The sequence below is a fragment of the Actinomycetota bacterium genome (genome assembly GCA_030019255.1).
GTDB lineage: Bacteria > Actinomycetota > Geothermincolia > Geothermincolales > RBG-13-55-18 > Solincola_A.
In genome coordinates, this window is record JASEFK010000015.1 from 34417 (window position 1) to 51904 (window position 17488).

Below are 17488 nucleotides of genomic sequence, written 5' to 3' on the forward strand. Positions count from 1 at the left end.
CGGTTCCGGACATTTGTCGTCTTTCATCCCTGGAGAAGGGATGATCTTAATGTTTCCATGAAGATCCCTCGCCCCCTAAAGCCTCGCCGACCGGGGAGAAGGAGAAAGACCGCGGCGCTCGCTACGCTTCTTTGCCTGGTTCTCACCTTGTTCGTCAACCCGCCGAAGGCGCTGGCCGTGGATTCCCAATCCCTCCCCATCCTGCTGGTGAACGGGGCCATCTACCCACGGGTTTTCGACGTCACCGATCTTCCGGCCGCCTTCCGGGCGGATGCTCCCGGAGCGGGAACGGAGGCCCTTTACCTGGTGCAGTGCGCGGGACCCATAAGGGAGGACTGGCTGGAGGAAATCAAAAGCCGCGGGGCGAAACCGAGGGGTTACCTGGCCAACAATACCCTGGTGGCGGGCATGGACGCCGGCGTCTTCTCCCAGGTCAGCAGGCTGAGCTTCATCTCCTGGAGCGGTCTCTACCAGCCCTATTACAAAATCTCGCCGGTCCTGCAGCTACGACTGGTGCAGGGAGGGGAGGTCACGGCGCTGGCCCAGCTCTACGACGCCCGCCTGCTGGGGCCGGTTCTCGAAGCCCTCCGGACCATGCCCCTGGAAATCCTTGCCTGGGGCGGCGACGACTGGTGCGGGATCGTGGTCATGCGCCTTCCCGTGGAGGAGTTGAGAGAGGTGGCCGCCTTGCCGGCGGTGGAATGGCTGGACCTCTACGGCGCGGGAACCCTGCCTTCCCTTGTGGGGCCGGGGACCGGTGAGGTCAATGTGCCTGATGGTAGGGGGACGGCGCATGAGGGAAGGTCTTCCGTGGCGAGCACGACCGGTTTCCCGGAAACGGTGGCCGTATCGGATACCGGGCTGGAATACCCTTCCAGCAACGCCCTTCCCGCTTGGCTGGCCGGGAGGGTGGTGGAGAGGGTTTCCATGCGTGGTGGCGGGGATCCGTGGTTACCGGGTCACGGGACGGCGACGACGATGGTACTCCTGGCCGGAGATACCCTGGACGAGCAGCAGCCGGAAGTGAAGCCCATCCGGGTTATCCTCTACGCCACGGGCTACGGCCTGGGAATCCCTCAGCTTCCGGTATCCATGTACTCCCTGCTGGAGGACACCTATACCAGGGGTGCCCGGGTCTTCCTGGGCGGGAGCGTGCCGGAGGGAGGTGAATCACTGGTTCGATACGGAACCTATTCCTTCCAGCGGGATGCCTTCGCCTGGAGACGGCCGGACATGCTCATCGTGGAGCCGGCGGGAAACGAGGGCACGGATGCGGATGGTGACGGCCGCGTGGACGCGGGAAGCCTCCTTGGGGGGAGTTGCGCCAAGAACGTCATAGGTGTTGGGGGATGCGAGGGCGGAAAGGATCCCGGGGACGACAACCCCACATACAGCGAACTGGACGAAAGTTTCCCGGGGAGGTTTTCCGCCCTTCCCCTGGGGAAGGATGCCAGCGTGGGCGATACCCGTGGGATAGCGGCTTTCAGCTCCCGGGGTCCCACCGACGACGGGAGGATCAAGCCGGACCTGGTGGCTCCGGCCACCGGCATCCCGGTGCCCACTCCTCTGAGCGAGGAAGGATCGTCCACCACGGTGCAGTGGAGAGAAGGCACATTGACCTGGGCCTTCGGGACCAGCCTGGCCGCCGCAATCCTGGCCGGGGAGGCCGCCCTCCTACGCGGAGCTGTCCGCACCCGCATCGGAAAGGAACCCTCGGCAGCCCTGATCAGAGCCCTCCTGGTGAACGGGGCCGAGGACCTGTACCCGGGGCAGTACGGCGAGGAAAGCCCGGAGGTGCCGCGCGCCCCCAACCCGGTTGAGGGGTGGGGCCGTCCCGATGGTTCCTGGACCGGGAACCGGTCGTCGTGGCTCAGGCTGGTGGACGACGTGAGGGGGTTGAGGGGGGGCGACACGCGTATATATCGTGTGGAGGTCCGTTCCATGAGCGAGTTGAGGGTCACCCTGGCCTGGACGGACTATCCTTCACTTCCCCAGAGCCGCATGCGCCTGGTAAACGACCTCGATCTCCGGGTTATCGGCCCCGATGGGGAGTCTTACTATCCCAACGGAAGGCGCTCCAGGGACCCGTTGAACAACACGGAACGCGTGGTCATCGACGTATCCGGAAGACCTGGAAAGTACACGGTGGAGGTGAAAGCCTGGAACGTTCCCCTGGCGCCGCAGCCTTATGCCCTGGTCATCCAGGGAAGATAGAGGCGAGGTTACCTGCACGTTCATGAGCATTGATCGCGGTGACCCTCGTGATTCCGGGCCGCCTTAAAGATGGCTGCACATTTGAGGAAACGGCTGCAGGGTCGTGCGAGCAGGTCTCGCTTTCCGGTTAAAGGGGTCCGGCATCATTTGGAGGGAGAAAAGGGGACTACAAGTGCACTTACGCCATGCCAGGCGTTAGGGAGCGTTCCGGGCCGTCGCGGGGAATCCATAGGCCGCCGACCCGCCGGGATGAGTGCCTCCCACCGGCCGTCGGGTGGAGAGGATGGAGGCTCGCGGGGAGAAGAAGGGAGTCAAGGTGAGCGGGGACGAAGTCTATCGTAAGTTGCGGGAATTCCTGGACCGGATGCCTCTGGGGTTTCCTTCCACTTCGAGCGGGGTAGAGCTGCGCATCCTGAAGAGGCTTTTCAGCGAAGAGGAGGCCGAGCTGGCGGTGCTCCTTTCGCCCCTGCCCGAGGACGCCGAGTCCATCGCCTCGCGTTCCGGGATGGACTCGGAATACCTTGCGAAAAGGTTGGAGGATATGTCCCGAAAAGGATTGATCTTCCGCGCCCGTAGAGGCGGACGCACCTACTACAACACGGCCCCTTTCATGATCGGGCTCTACGAGTATTCCGTGGAGAAGATGGACGAGGAACTGGCGTCCCTATACCGGGAATATTACGAAACCGCCTACCTGGATGAGATGGCCGCCAGCGGTATTCCCGGCTTCAAGGTCCTCCCTATCGGGGAGCGCGTCCAGGCGCCTCTGACCGCCTACCCTTACCTCAACCTAATGGAGGAGGTGAAGAAGGCGCGAGTGATCTCCGTGGCCGACTGCATCTGCCGTAAGGAGGCTGCCCTGACCGGCCGGGGGTGCCGTTACCCCAGGGAGACCTGCCTGAGCTTCGGTGCCGCCGCCGAGTACTACATAGAGAACGGTATCGGCCGGGAGATCGACGCCGAGGAAGCCCTTAAGATATTGCGCGAGGCCGACCAGGCCGGGCTTGTCCACGCGGGGGTGAACACCAAACACCTCTCCAACATCTGCAACTGCTGCCCCTGCTGTTGCGCCTCCATGAAGGGGATCACCAAGAGGGACATGGACAAGCACTATTTTCTCAACGCCCTTTTCGAGGCGGTGGTGGACGCGGAGGAATGCACCGCCTGCGAAGCCTGCCTGGAGCGCTGTCCGGTGGGGGCGGTGCGCGTGGAGGAGACGGCCGTGGTGGACCGGGAGAGATGCCTGGGCTGCGGCCTGTGCGCGGGAACTTGCCCCGCGGAGGCCATCTCCATCGTCCTCCGTGAGGACCGCGAGGAACCCTTCGAGCGCGTGGTGGACATGGGCCTGGCCATCCTGGAGGGAAAGGAGAAGCGCCGAGGCGGATCCTAAAGGGGATTAAGGCTCGGTTTTCGGCGGCTCTCATCGTCATTCGCCGGGGCTCCTCGTGACTCCAGGGATTTAATCCGGCGAGGAGCCTTCCCTTCTTCATCAGGGCGGCCGCCGCGGTCCTGAAAGTTTTTCTCTTATGGATAGGGTGTTCACGGGAACACGTGGTTCATTCGAAAATACTGGTGCGCCCGGAAGGACTCGAACCTTCAACCTTGGGATTAAGAGTCCCCTGCTCTGCCAAATTGAGCTACGGGCGCACGGCATATATTATGAGTTCCGCCAAGATAAAACGCAAGCCGTCGGGGCATAGTCCCCGAACCCACATGGCCGTCAAGGAATCCTATATGCCCGCCGGAAAATAATTCGCCGGAAAAAAATTGCCGCCCCTCGCGGGGCGGCTTGATGGAAGCGATTCTTCCGTTGATTTCGGCGTGGTGCGTACGTTTCTACTTCTTACCCGAGACCGCCTTCTTCAGGGCCGCACCGGGCTTGAAGGACACCACCTTGGTAGCCTTGATCTTGATGGGCTCACCCGTTCTCGGGTTGACCCCCTTGCGCGCCGCGCGCTTCTTCACCTCCCAGGTGCCGAAGCCCACCAGGGTGACCTTTTCACCCTTCTTCAGCGCGCCGGTGATGATGTCGATGGTGCTGTCCACTGCTGCGGCGGCGTCCTTTTTGCTCATCTTGGTGCCCTTGGCCACTGCGTCGATCAGTTCCGCCTTGTTCATGGTTCACCTCCTTTTCCGTTTATTTTCAATACATTTATTCGCTTTCATTATCTTTTTTCCTTTATTTATCCATAATAAACCCGAATAAGGTTATTTTCCGGCATGATTTAAGAAAAAGCCAAAAACCGTGGTTCCACCGGTGGGAAGACGGTAAGAAGACCGTTCAAGCTGTTCTTGAGGTTGCTTTTGCCTGGTACGGCAACCGGGTTTCCGCTGGAAGGAGCGGGAAATATGAGGTTCAGCCGTCGTCTGGGGCGGGCAAGCGAGGGAGAACGCCTTACGCGGTAGGCCGGCGAATTACGGAAAGCGGGTTCGGGTTCGAGGATAAAAAGCCCGGAGGCCGCTCGACTTGGACGGCGGGGGATAGGATAGGTATAGTTGGTGGATGTGTGGCTATTTGTACGCGGCTTTCGCAATCCGGAGAAACGAGCGGAGGAAACTATCGAATAGACAGTTGTACATCGCAGGACGCACGTGGCTCCCGGTGCGTTTTCAATCCTGGGAGGCCTCGCCGATGGCTTGCAGGGCTTCATCGATGGCCCGGATGACCCGCTCCCTTCCCTCCCTTTCCCGCGCGTTTATCAGGGGTTCGACGGCTTTCCTGCTCCCGATCCTGCCCAGGGCCCGGGCCGCCTCCAGTACGTCGGTTTCGATATCGCTCTCCAGGAGGGGCAGCAGGTAGTTAATGGCCCTCATGCAGTGCATTTCCCCGAGGACGCGGGCGGCAACCGCCCTCACCCCGGCGGACTGGTCGGCGAGCATCTCGCTTATGGGGACCCATAAGGTGGGCTCGCCCATAGCGGAGAGGGATTCCACGGCGCGCAGTCTCACGATGCTGGCCGTGTCCCCCAGGGCCTCGACGAGGAAGGGGATGGCGCGGCGGTCTCCCAGCTTGCCCAGTGCCCGGACGGAGCTGTAACGGAGGGAAAGGTTATGGCTGCGGGTGGTCCTGCAGAGGACCGGGACCACCTGGACGTCACCTATCTCCGCCAAGGCATCGACGATGAACTGTCCCACGCCGGAATTCTCCTTATCCAGGCGGTCCAGGAGGTGGCGCACGGCTCGGCGGTCCCCGATCAGGCCCAGGGCCCTCGCCGCTCCCTTGCGTACGTCGGGGTTTTCGTGGGCGAGGGCTTCTATGAGAATGGGCAGGGCGTTCTGTCCCTGGGATGCAAGGATATCGGACGCCGCCATGCGCATATAGGGCTGGGGATGACCCATGGCCTCCACCAGGGAGCGCAGGTCTCCCCTGGCTGCCATTTTCTGTAAATCCTCCCTGCCTTTCATGACAAACCCATTCTATCACTTCCTACTCACCCATACCCAGCCTCATGGCCAGGGGGGCTGGAAGCCCGGCGGCCAGAACTTTTTCCTGGGTGCGCCGGTAGTCGTATTCCAGGAAGCGGAATTCAACCCACATCTCATCGAGGTCCAGGACGGCCATGGTGGCCGCGGGTATCCCCCCGCGGTACTGGCCGCAGCTTCCGACGTTGAACATGTAATGGAAGCCGGGACGGATGTCTTTTCTTCCGCCGGGTTGTATGTCGAGCTCCTGGACCATTCGCCGCTCTGGGTCGAAGGCATAAGCCGCGCAGACGTGGGTATGCCCTATGAAGCAGAGGAAGTTCGCCGGAGGTTGGTAGTCGGAGACCAGAGATTTGAAGGCGTAGGCGGCCTCGAAGGGATCGAATATGTACTCGTCGGGATCCGAGGGAGAGCCGTGGAAGAGGTAGAAGCAATCGTCCACCCGGAGGACATCGGGCAGGGATACCAGCCAGCGACCGTGCTCCTCGGGAAGGACGTCGGCGGTGAACAGCAAGGCCTCCCTGGCCAGGGGGTTCATGTTGGGGGCTCTCCCGGCCTCCAGGTCGACAAGGCCGCGTTCGTGGTTCCCGCGGATGCAGCGCACGCCCTTTTCCCGCACCAGTTCCACGCATGCTGCGGGGTCGGCGTTGTAGCCGATTATGTCCCCGCAGCACAGCAACCTATCGGCCCCGCAGCGCACGGCTTCCGCGAGGACCGCTTCGAGCCCCTCCAGGTTGGAGTGGATGTCCGAGAATATGGCGTACCTCAAACGCGCCCCCTTCGCCTGGTTCATATTATATCCGCGGTAACCGGAGTCTCCCACCCGGGCGTGCATGAAGGCCATGAAAGCGGCGAATTTCCCGTTATCCCCGTGGAACACGGGGCTTTCTCCATCACCGAAGCTGGAGGCAGCCCACGAGGTAATGCCTTGTGGAGGCGGTTTTATGGACGCCTGAGGCTCCTCGGTTTATGATTTAAGCGAGGAAAGGAGAGGAAATGAAGAAGCTTGTCCTGTTCTTTACGATCTTGCTTTTGGCCATCGTAAGTTCTGGTTGCAGAGGGAAAGGATCCCTTGAGCCGCAGAAGGCCGACCTGCAGGCGGAGGTGCTTCCACTCCTGGAAGAATCCATTCGTTCTATGGCCGGGCTTAGTGGATACCGCATGCGGGGGTACATGGAGATGAGCGCGGGGAGCGGCGAGGCCTCCGATTCCGGCACCCTGCGGATGGACGTGCAGTCCGAGGTGCAAAACGTGGAGGGGCACACCAACCAGCACATGAGCATGGACATGGGAAGTCTTACCACCGAGGCCTATATCTACGGGGATTATTTCTACCAGGAAATTCCTGGACAGGGATGGATCAAGACCAGCCTGGCCCAGTACCAGGCCCAGAATCTTGCCACCGGGGTCATCAGCGAGGAGCAGCTGCAGCTGATCCTTGAGTCGGTGGAGGAGGCCACCATCCGGGATGAGGGAGAGGATGCTCAAGAGATGGTCCTGGTGTTGGGCAAGGAATTCCTTCTCCGCTCCCTGGAACGTTTCCGGGAGCAGGCGGGGGAGGAGGCCCGAAGCCAGATGGAAGAGTGGATGTCGGCCATGGAAGGTGCCGCCGAGGGCTTCAGTGCCACCCTCCGCCTGTTGGTGGGCAAGGAGGACCATCTCATAAGGGAGATGGAGATGACTATCGAGATGAGAGATATCCCCCAGCTGGGTACCTACCGGAGCAGGATGTACATGGAGGCCTACGATTACAACGCCGAGATCCACATCGAGCTTCCCCCGGAAGCGGAAAAGGCCGCTCAGCGGGAAGCGGGGTCGGCGCGCTAGGCCGTTTCGCAGCCGCAACGCCTTCACTCCGCTTTTGGAGCAGGGCCTGGCGGCTGCGCTAACCGAACACGATTTCGAATGCGCCGTGGGGCATGCGGCGCGGTACAAGGACCAGGCCCTTGGAGAGTAGCCTTTCAAGCGGGCCTAGCGGGAGCCGGACATCCGGAAGGAAGCCGTGGGTCCGCAAGTGCCGTGGATTGGAATTCGAATATTTCGGATGACCGGAGGGGGTTTCGAGAGGGAGGAGTACCATGTCGGATTACGTGGAGGGGAGGACGCGCTGGTGGGGATGGGGGAACCTGGACCAGAGGTTCGACGTAGAGAACCGGGAGAACATCATGCCCTTCCTGAGGGAGAACCTGGGCATGCCACTGGACAGCGAGCGCTTCACCGATCCCACCCTGGAGGAGGTCGAAATCCCGGAGCCAAGGCTGAGCGAGAAAACCCTTGAAAAACTACGGGATCTTTGCGGCCCGGAGAACGTGTCCACGAACAAGTTCCAGCGCGTGAGCCATTCCATGGGAAAGAGCTACAGAGACCTCCTGCGCTATCGCAAGAGGCTCATCCGCCATCCCGTCGACGTGGTGGTCTGGCCTCGCGGGGAAGGGGAGATCGTGGAGATCCTCCGCCTGGCGGAGAGGGAGAACCTGGCCGTCATCCCCTTCGGGGGAGGCTCCAGCGTCACCGGAGGGGTCGAGCCCATGGGGGACAAGGAAGGCTACATCAGCCTGGACATGGCGCGCATGAACCGGGTACTGCGCATGGACGCCACCTCGCATACGGCTCTTATCCAGGCCGGGGCGCTGGGGCCGGAGATTGAGGAGCAGCTGAACCCCCACGGTTTTACCCTGGGACATTTCCCGGAGAGTTTCGACCATTCCTCGCTGGGGGGCTGGCTGGCCACCCGGGCCTCGGGGCGCCAGTCCACGGGTTACGGGGATATCGAGGACATGGTGCTGGCCCTGCGCATGGTGACCCCCCGCGGGGTGGTGGACACGCGCCGGGTCCCCTCCAGCGCCGCCGGTCCCTCCATCCTCCAGCTGTGCGTGGGTTCCGAGGGTTACATGGGGGTGATAACCGAGGCCCTAATGAGGATAAGGCCCTTGCCCGAGGTACTGGATTACCGGGGGCTCATCTTCCGCAACTTCGCCGCGGGGGTTTCCGCCATACGGGAAATGATGCAGCAGGGCCTGGTGCCCACCTGCGTGCGGCTCTCCGACCGCACGGAGACGGCCCTGGCCCAGGCCTTCAGAAGCACCACCGGTCCCCGGTGGAAGAGGAGAGCCGAGGACGCGGCCCTGAGATTCCTGGCCCGGCGTGGGTATTCCTTCGACGACGGGGCCTTCATGGTCCTGGGGCTGGAGGGAAGCGCGGACGAGGTCGATTACCTGAGGCCTCTCATCCTCCGCCTCTGCCGGCAGCTGGGGGGCTTCCACCTGGGGACCGGACCCGGGAAGCAGTGGTACCGGAGCCGCCACGAGACGGCCTATTTCCGGGAGCAGCTCATCAACTGGGGAGTGATGGTGGACACCTTGGAGACCGCCACCACCTGGGACAATCTCCTGCACCTCTACGGCGAGGTGCGGAGCGCCATCCGCTCCGCGCTTTCGGAGTGGGGGGACAAGAACCTGGTGGCCTGCCACGTCTCCCATGCCTACCGGGAGGGGGCCTCGCTCTACTACACCTTTTTCGCCCCCATGGCCGGGGAGGGGAAGGAGGAGGAGCAGTGGGAGAAGGTGAAGCGGGCCGCCTCGGAGGCCATCATGGAGCATGGGGGAACCATCAGCCACCATCACGGCGTGGGCTACGAGCACGCTCCCTGGATGAGCCGGGAGGTGGGGGAAGTATCCATCCGGGCCCTCCAGGCGGTCAAGAAGACCATGGACCCTGCCGATATTATGAATCCGGGAAAGCTTCTACCGCGTGGTTGAGATGGAAGAGACGCCAATCTTCGTGTACGGGACGCTTAAGCCGGGCGAGAAGATGTTCCGCCACATAAGCCATACCGTCAGGGACGCCATTCCGGCCTGCGTTCCGGGTCGCCTTTACGAGACGCCCTTCGGCTATCCCCTTCTGGTGAGGTCGGGCGGCGAGGACGAGACCATGATCAACGGGGTGCTCCTGGTCCCCCTGGAGGGGTGCTACGAGGAGATGATGCGCATCATAGACGTCATCGAGGGGGAAGCCGGTTTCGAAAAGGGAGAGGCGGAGGTCGTACTCGGGAACGGGCACCGGGTGGAAGCTATCGTCTATTTCTACCGGGAGGCGCCGCCGTACGCGCAGCCCTATTACGGAAACGACTGGCCGGCCACGGTTTGAACCCTTGCTCGCGTGGTTTCCCCTTTCACCACCACCGTGATAATCGATGCCCTGGCAGGAGACTACCGGAGGGCGGACAGCTTAGCCGGCTTTGGAGAGGGGCAAGGTGAGGTAGAGGGATAGGCCGACTTTATCCGAGTGATCCATGCGCAGGTTCCCGGCCATATCCTCCGCCAGCCGGGAGGCCAGCCGGTACTCCATGGCCAGGGTGGGAAGTTCCCCCTCGGGTTGGCGTGGCGGCCAGACGTCGATGACACCCAGGGTTTCCGGGTCGAGGGCCGGGTGAGGGCACCGCACGTGAAGGACGAGGTTTTCTCCCCGCACGGAACACCAGGCGGAGACCATACCCCTCTCCCGGCAGCAGCGCATGGCGAGGTCCAGCAGGTTGTACAGGAGGTCGAAGAGCCGGGAGGGATCCACCTGCATGACGGGGACATCGCTCAGGAGGCGCAGGTTTAGCCGGGTTCCGCGCGGCGAGTAGATGTCCTCCACCAGGGCCGCCGCCTCGTTCAGGGCTTCCGAGGGGTTTACCGTGGTGGTTTCCTGGTGAGCGGGCTCGTGGGCCAGTTCCAGTATCCGGGAGAGGTCGTTGATCATCCCCTCCAGGCGGGTGGCGGATACCCGGATATAATGCAGGAAATCTCGCTTCTGCTGCTCATCCAGCTTCTCCCAGTACTGGCTGAGGGTCAGTGAATAACCCACCAGGGAGGTGAGGGGGTGCTTTATCTCCCGGGCGGCTATCCCGGCCATGCGCCGCGATTCCTCCGCTCTCCGCAGCAGACGGGAGAGGTTCTCCGCCATCTCCAGGTGGTCCCTTTCCCTTTCCAGGATTCTGTTCATCTCGGCGCGCCGGTCTCTTTCCGACCCCAGCAGCCACCCGGAGAGCAGGCAGATGGGCAGATTGAGGAGGACGGTGATCACCGCCGCCGGCGATTCGCGCAGCAGCTGGGCGGGACCGCCGGAGGAGAGCAGGTAGTGGAGCACGAAGAGCAGGGCCGTGTAGGCCACGGCCAGCAGGAAACCCCAAACGGCATACCGGTATCTGTAGGAGGTTCTCATGCCCGCCCTTTCTCTCCATGATATTTTACCCGTTTTACGCGCCGTTCTCCCGGCAGCCGGCGAGGAGCAGGCAGGAGAGCGCGAGGAGGGCGAGGGCCGTCAGGGGGAGGAGGGGCAGGCGCCTGCCGAAAGCGCTTCTCCCCCTTACCATCCCGCTGGATGCAGGACCTGTTCTCATGTCCTGATTATATATCCCGCAGGAACGTTCTCAGGGGCGCATGAGCGGCGGTGCGATTATAATGACGGTTGTAGCGGTGCTTGCGAGGCGGGATCGGGGAGGGCGAAAAGACGAGGTATCGAGGGATAGCCGGTTCCGCGTTTTCATGAGGCGGCGTCGCCCGGCGATGCGCGGCCCCTGAATTGGAGGAAGGGAATTCCAGTTCGATCCCGGGAGTGAGGAAAGGCGGGCTCGGCCCGCGGCGCCCCGGCTTTTCGGCCGTACCCGTAATGGGATTGCCTGTGCGGTGGCCTTAACCCGGGTGGAGACGGATCACAACTCCCGATCGGAGGCCTTATGGGAAGGATTGCAAGGCTCCTGTCCGTTGCCCTGCTGCTGGTTGCGATGTCGCCCGTTTTGTCCTGCGGAGGTTCCGTAGAATCACCTTACGGGGTTATTGACCTCGAGGGCTCACCTATACTTCCGGAGAACCTGGCCGTCTATGTCCCGGTGCCGGTTAACGCGAGGGCCCAGGTCGCACCCTACGTCGTTCCTCCCGATCTCTCCGGCGTGGCCGGCCTGGACAGGAGGTCTCTCGCTCCGGGGGTCCTGTCCGGATTGAAGGAGAAAGGCTTCGCCGTCGTGGCGGGAGGAGAGTACGATTATGTCTTCCAGCCCTACATGGAGAACCCCGGCGCCAAGTTCGTCACCGTGGACGCCGTCTACCAGGCCTTCCTGGGGATGTGCATGGGGATAAGGTGGGAGCTGGAAAGGGTTGCTCTGCGCCGGGAATTGGAGTCCCTGGTCGTCTCCCTCCTGGAAGTTTTAGAAGGGATGTACGATGCGGCAAGGGGTGCCGTGCGCCGGGCGGCGGGCAAGGCGCTGGGGTTCATGGGCGTGGCGGCCGCGCTCCTGGGGTTGGATCCCCGATTGCCCCCTGAGGTGGGTTCCCTGGTGGAGGAGGAAGTGACGCTGGTGGAGGAGGCCTCGGAGGCCCGCATCTCTCCCCTCTTCGGGCGCCGGGAGGATTACCGTGTCTACGAGCCGCAGGGCCTCTACGCCCGGTACCCCGACCTGGCCCGATTCCACCGCGCCGTTGACTGGCTGGGGAGGTGGGAGGTGTTTCCGGCGGGCGGGGAAGGCGGGGCAGCGTTGGAGGAAAGACGTGAAGCGGCCAGGATTACGGCTCTCCTGGTGGGGGCGCTGCATACAGGGAAGGTGGACAATAAATCCCTACTGGTGTTGTGGGATCACCTGTATCAGGTGACCCGCTTCCTTTCCTGCCGTACCGTGAGCCTGAACGCCGTCTCCGCGGGCCGTGTGTTGAGCGAGGTGCTGGGAAAGAGGTTCCCCCTTTCGCGCCTGGAGGATGAAGCGCTCGTGGACCGGCTGGCGGAGGCGCTGGAGCGAGAAGCCGGCGGGCCCGGGGACGAGAAGGACGGCTTGTGGGGTGCCTGGGGTTCCGGGTTCCGCTTTCTCGAGGCCTGTTTCGAGCCGGGCACCGGGGTGTTCCTGGAGCTGGGATCGGAAAATGTGCCCGAAAGGAAGAGACCGCGAAGCCTGGACCTTCCTGCCGCCCTGGGTTCGGACCGGGCGCTGCAGCTGCTCGACGGCTTTTACGGGGAGGCGAGCCTTCCGGGATACAAGGAGAAGGTCCGGGAGCTGCGCGGGGAAACGTCGTCCATCGAACCCGCCTGGACCCGGGCCTGCCTTGCGTGGAGCTTATTGAAAAACGCCGTGTCCCTGCTGAGGCCACCGAGGGAGGGATACCCGGCATTCATGCAAAGCGACCCCTGGAAGGACCGGGACCTCTACCTGTTCCTGGCTTCCTGGGTGGATGGTATATCCCGGGACCGGGCGTGGAAGGAGATGGAAGGCGATGTGGTTCCCGGGAGGGGTGGGGTTGCCGGTAGTGGAGGCGTAACGGGGAAGGGTTACGTGGAGCCGCGACCGGAGGCCTACGCCCTTCTTGCTGCCGATGCGGACCTCCTGCGCCGGGGACTCGAGGAACGCGGGCTCCTGGGCGAGGAAATGGCGCGGAAACTGGACTCCTTTTACCGGCTCTCCATGGGACTCAAGTCTATGGCCGAGAAGGAACTTCTCAACCAGCCCCTGAGTCCCGAGGAATACCAGCTACTTGCGGACTTCGGCGAGCTGCTCCTTGAGCTGGTCTCCATGCCCGCTGAAGAGGGGAACGGGTACCTGGTCCCCGACCCCTCCACCGTCTTGGAGGTCTATCGGGACCAGGAGGAGGGGACGGTGCTCCAGATGGCCCTGGGAAAACCTGCCATATACTACGTTATCGCTCCCGTTGAGGGGAGACCCACCCTGACCGTGGGGGCCGGCTATTCCCTCTACGAGCTGGTGGACACCCTGGATACCGCGCCGACTCCGGAGGAATGGCGCCTCATGGTGGAATCCGGACAGGTGCCGGAGGCCTCCGCCTGGACGTCCTCCTTCATGAGGTGAGGTTTACCCTATCGAAGCGAGGGCGGGCTGCACCTGCCTTCCGGGGAGGAGATGGAGCATGCGGGAAGGTAAAGGGGCTCGTGGGAAAAGGCGGCGGGAGACCGACCCGCCCTCAAGCGATGAAGTGTTCGGCATACGAAAAAGGGCTCCGTTTCCGGGGCCTTTGGTCACCTTGCGGTCGCCCTGGGAAGGTGCGCACGGGCATGTCTGACGCTTGCAAAATATAAAGGGCCCCGGCACCGGGGCCCTTTCTTACCCCCGCTTACCGGCTTACTGGAACTGGTACTGGAGAAGCCCTATCCACCAGAGGCCGTAATATAATGTAGCCCAAACGGAATCCCTCATGCTCAACATGCCGAAGTCGTTGTTCACGTAGTACTTGCCGGCCTGGACGTTGATGGTGTGGTGGCCCTTCTCGCAGCCGTAAGGAGGCCAGGTAAAGAGCTTGTAGTAGGGATAGACCTGCTTCCACCCGCTCTTACTCGTCACCCATACCTTGTAAGTGGCGGGCTTGAGACCCCGGAACTGGTAGTAGCCGCGGGCATCGGTCCTGGTGGTGGCGATCCTGCGTCCGTAGCAGTCGGTGAGGACTATGGGCCAGTCCGTCTGCACCGGCTCGTGCCATTCGCGTATCTGGTCGGCGTTGGCGTCGTACCATACTATTCCGGAGATGGTCCCCGTGGTGGACCTGATCTGGAAGGCGCGCAGCTCGGCATCCTCTCCCACCTCGAAGTACCAGCGGTAATACAGGTTGGTGATGTTGAGGTCCACGATCCTCTCCGTGCCGTTCAGGGGATTGAAGGTGTTATCGGTCACCAGCTGCAGCTTGTAGCGGGTCACCGCTCTCCAGTCGGTCATCACCGGGAGCTGGCTCCACCCGGCCCATCCGTGTTCCAGGACCCAGAGGAAACCGCCGTAGCCCGTCTTGTGGCTGCCGTACAGCTGCCAGTTGCCGTCCTCGTCCAGCCTGTACAGGTTGACGGTTATCCCGTCCACGCCTTCCAGCTTGGGATCGGATACGTTGGGGAGCACCAAGTCGTCCCACACCGCGACCTCGATCTTCCCTATGTTCTCCACGGGCACGGCGCTCACGTTCTTGATCTCGAAGGCCGGCTGTTCCGCTTGGCCGAGATTCCCCATCTCGAAGTACCAGCGCCTGTATAGATTCCAGAAGTTGAGCTCGATGACCCTCTCCGAGCCGTTGAGGGGAACGAAGGAAGGATCGGGGACAAGTTCCAGCTTGTAACGAGTGGACGTGGAAGTGTTCACTGGGAGATTCTCGAAGGTCACCAGGCCTCCAAGGATGATCTCGCCGGTGACCTTGCTCTGGCCGGGGGCGGTAACCAAGGGTTCGCCGTATTTTTCCCAAATGATATTACCCGAAGCGTCCGTGCCGTTTTCCTTGTATAACTGCACCCGGATACCGTTGATGCCCTCTTCCTTGGCCTCGCTCTTGTCCGGGATAAGGCCGTCATACCAGACGATGGCCTCGATGATCCCTTTATTTTCCGTGCTTTGAGCGGTAGTGGTCTGGGTCTCCGCGGCGACCATTATGGAGCCCAGCATGGTGCACGCGGCCACCAGGGAGATGATCAAGAGGGAAATGGCGCATCTTACACCCTTCGACATCTTCCGCAACCTCCTGCTATCCAACTGCGGTCGGCGTAAATCCCCGATACTGACCGACCTTGGGAGGACTTCAGGGTGCGCGGAAACCGTCGGGAAAAATGGATTTAGCCGGGAAGAGATCGCCCGATATCCATGCCGAGTGAGTCCTGGAAAGGGAATGTCGGACCCTTCAGCTCCCCTTTGCCGCCCGCTTGAAGTCCGCCCGGTTTGCTTCCTCCTTTTGTCGGCCTTTCGCCCTATATTTAAGCCCGGCAACCCCTGGGTTCCCGGAATCTTCCCCCATTACACTCCGGCGATCCGGTTAAGGTGAACAATGTAAAGCGGCTGTGTTTAAGATACCATGAAGTAACCATACAGTCAATAGTCCCGGCGTACGGTGCGGGAGGTCCTGGGCCGATATCGGAATATCGGGATCGAGGGGCTTCAACTGTCCTGCTCTCGACGGGGAAAGAGGCTTGGCAGTTTCCAATCCAGGCCTTGTCCTTATCCTTGTCCTTATAATATTAATCGTCGCAGAACACTGCGGGCTCCGAACCATAAAGACGTTAGTGAGGGTGTCGGGACCAGGGATTCAGGTTTCTCGAGTCCCACGCGGCGTGCGTATCCGGGAGGGTATTTCAGGCAGGGAGGTGAGCCATGCTTCTGTTCGAGCCGCTGGAGAGATGGGCCAGGGAGAGGCCGGACCGGGAGGCCATCGTCTACGGTGACCGGCGCATCACCTACGCGGAGTACGACCGCGAGGTGAACAAGGTGGCTAAGGGACTCCTCAAACTGGGGGTGAGGAAGGGGGATAACGTGGGCCTCTATATCCCCAACCACCCCGAGTTCATCTTCGGTTACCTGGCGTGCGCCAAGATAGGGGCGGCGGCGGTCCCCGTTTCCTGGCGCTTTGCCCCTGACGAGGTGAAGTACATCCTCGGGCACTCCGATTCCCGCGTGGTAATCATGGAGCCGGGCTTCATGGACTCGGACTTCATCGCCAAGCTCAACGCCGTGCGGGACCAGCTTCCGGAGCTCCGCCAGGTGGTGGTCATCGGGAGCGACGAGGAAGTGGCCAGGGTCCCGGGCGCCGTATCCTACGCGGATTTCCTGGTGGAGGGGCCGGAGCTGGAACAGGAGCTGGCGGCACGCAAGGCGGAGGTGGAGGAGGAGGACGTGGTCCTGCAGCTCTTTACCTCGGGGACCACGGGGGTTCCCAAGGCTCCCATGCTCACCCACCGCAACCTGATCGAGTACGTGAAGGGACAGGTCGACGCCTCGGATATCACCGACGACGAGCGCCTGCTCATGGACATCCCCAACAACCACGTGGGCGGGGCGGTGATGGCCATCATCAGCATGCTCTACAACGGTACCACCCTGGTGATGCTGGATACTTTCATCCCCCAGCAGGTGCTCCAGACCATCGAGAAGGAGAAGATAACCATCGTGGGGCAGGTACCCGCACAGTACATCCTCCTCTTCATGCAGCCGGACTTTGATTCCTACGACCTCTCCAGCGTGAAGACGGCGGTGATATCCGGCGCCCCGGTGCCCCCGGAACTTGTCCAGCAGATAAAGGAAAAGATGGGCATCATCCCCTACATCGGCTATGGCCTCACGGAGGTGAGCGGGGCGGTCACCTTCACCCGCCGGGATTTCCCCCTGGAAAAGATAGCCAACACCATAGGTATCCCCAACCCGGGAATCGAGATCCGCATCATGGACCCGGAGCGCAGGGAGGTGCCGCGCGGGGAGGCGGGCGAGATCGCCATCCGCGGTGCGGCGGTGATGAAAGGGTATTACAAGCAGCCGGAGGCCACCGCCGCCGTCTTCGACGAGGAGGGGTTCTTCTACACCGGGGACATGGGCTACATCGACGAGGATGGACATCTCCACATCCTGGGGAGGAAGAAGGAGATGTACATCCGCGGTGGGGAGAACGTCTATCCGCCGGAGGTGGAGGACGTGCTCATGAAGCACCCCAAGGTGCTCTTCGCCGCCGTGCTGGGTTACCCCGATCCCGTGCTGGGGGAGAAGGGAAGGGCTTACGTGGTGCCCCAGCCGGGGGCGGAGGTGACCGAGGAGGAGCTGAAGGAGTTCTGCAAACAGCACCTGGCGGAGTACAAGGTTCCCGACCAGGTGGTCTTCCGGGATTCCCTGCCCCTCACGCCCCTGGGCAAGGTGCACAAGCACGCCCTTTACCAGGAACTGGAAAAGGAATTCGGCCGCTGACAAGAGGTGGGAACGCCCAACAACCTCGTGGGGTCAAGCTCCCTTGGTATCCGGAAACGGATGCGGAGGTTAACCCCAAATCCGTTCGGGAAGGAGAACGGGGATTGGCCCACGTCTCGCGGGGTAGCGTCAAGGATTTTGTGTCAGCCACCTAGCCTTCCTCCTCCCATCCCAGGT

At 62.2% G+C, this 17488-nt stretch carries 12 protein-coding genes and 1 tRNA gene; 7 read left to right on the forward strand and 6 right to left on the reverse strand.

Features of this window, described 5'->3' with window-relative positions; translation table 11 throughout:
- The first annotated feature begins 57 nt into the window (after nt 1-57).
- Both QME84_11125 and QME84_11130 read left to right on the forward strand, forming a co-directional pair.
- Nucleotides 58-2214 carry a S8 family serine peptidase gene (locus QME84_11125; protein MDI6874816.1) on the forward strand — a complete coding sequence of 719 codons (2157 nt, stop codon included), beginning with the start codon at nt 58-60 and terminating at the stop codon, nt 2212-2214.
- A 283-nt stretch (nt 2215-2497) separates the two neighbouring features.
- Complete coding sequence (locus QME84_11130) at nt 2498-3604, forward strand: 4Fe-4S binding protein (GenBank protein ID MDI6874817.1); 1107 nt, start codon at nt 2498-2500, stop codon at nt 3602-3604.
- Between the two features lie 180 nt (nt 3605-3784).
- Here the strand turns inward: QME84_11130 and QME84_11135 are convergent.
- The 4 genes from QME84_11135 to QME84_11150 form a co-directional block, all read right to left on the reverse strand.
- Nucleotides 3785-3861, reverse strand: a tRNA-Lys gene (locus tag QME84_11135).
- Between the two features lie 189 nt (nt 3862-4050).
- Nucleotides 4051-4332, reverse strand: coding sequence for an HU family DNA-binding protein (locus QME84_11140; GenBank protein ID MDI6874818.1), 282 nt, complete (start codon nt 4330-4332; stop codon nt 4051-4053).
- A 492-nt stretch (nt 4333-4824) separates the two neighbouring features.
- Complete coding sequence (locus tag QME84_11145) at nt 4825-5592, reverse strand: HEAT repeat domain-containing protein (protein ID MDI6874819.1); 768 nt, start codon at nt 5590-5592, stop codon at nt 4825-4827.
- 49 nt (nt 5593-5641) lie between these two features.
- Nucleotides 5642-6517, reverse strand: a complete 876-nt coding sequence (locus QME84_11150) for a metallophosphoesterase family protein (protein MDI6874820.1) — start codon at nt 6515-6517, stop codon at nt 5642-5644.
- A gap of 257 nt (nt 6518-6774) precedes the next feature.
- Between QME84_11150 and QME84_11155 the strand changes: the two genes are divergently transcribed.
- The 3 genes from QME84_11155 (at nt 6775) to QME84_11165 (ending at nt 9783) form a co-directional block, all read left to right on the forward strand.
- Entirely contained in the window at nt 6775-7464 is a 690-nt protein-coding gene (locus QME84_11155) for a hypothetical protein (protein ID MDI6874821.1), read from the forward strand.
- 251 nt (nt 7465-7715) lie between these two features.
- A complete protein-coding gene (locus QME84_11160; protein ID MDI6874822.1) occupies nt 7716-9395 on the forward strand; it encodes an FAD-binding oxidoreductase in 1680 nt (559 codons plus the stop codon).
- 1 nt (nt 9396) lies between these two features.
- Nucleotides 9397-9783 carry a gamma-glutamylcyclotransferase gene (locus tag QME84_11165; protein MDI6874823.1) on the forward strand — a complete coding sequence of 129 codons (387 nt, stop codon included), beginning with the start codon at nt 9397-9399 and terminating at the stop codon, nt 9781-9783.
- An 81-nt stretch (nt 9784-9864) separates the two neighbouring features.
- On the opposite strand, the gene QME84_11170 is transcribed toward QME84_11165, so the two are convergent.
- Nucleotides 9865-10842 carry a histidine kinase dimerization/phospho-acceptor domain-containing protein gene (locus QME84_11170; GenBank protein MDI6874824.1) on the reverse strand — a complete coding sequence of 326 codons (978 nt, stop codon included), beginning with the start codon at nt 10840-10842 and terminating at the stop codon, nt 9865-9867.
- A gap of 775 nt (nt 10843-11617) precedes the next feature.
- Here QME84_11170 and QME84_11175 point away from each other — a divergent pair.
- The gene (locus tag QME84_11175) at nt 11618-13468 is read left to right on the forward strand and encodes a DUF3160 domain-containing protein (GenBank protein MDI6874825.1); all 1851 of its coding nucleotides are present in this window, start codon (nt 11618-11620) and stop codon (nt 13466-13468) included.
- A gap of 270 nt (nt 13469-13738) precedes the next feature.
- On the opposite strand, the gene QME84_11180 is transcribed toward QME84_11175, so the two are convergent.
- The gene (locus tag QME84_11180) at nt 13739-15097 is read right to left on the reverse strand and encodes an SdrD B-like domain-containing protein (protein MDI6874826.1); all 1359 of its coding nucleotides are present in this window, start codon (nt 15095-15097) and stop codon (nt 13739-13741) included.
- A 636-nt stretch (nt 15098-15733) separates the two neighbouring features.
- On the opposite strand from QME84_11180, the gene QME84_11185 reads away from it, so the two are divergent.
- Nucleotides 15734-17311: an AMP-binding protein gene (locus tag QME84_11185; protein MDI6874827.1), complete on the forward strand. Its 1578-nt coding sequence runs from the start codon at nt 15734-15736 to the stop codon at nt 17309-17311.
- The last annotated feature ends 177 nt before the right edge of the window (nt 17312-17488 follow it).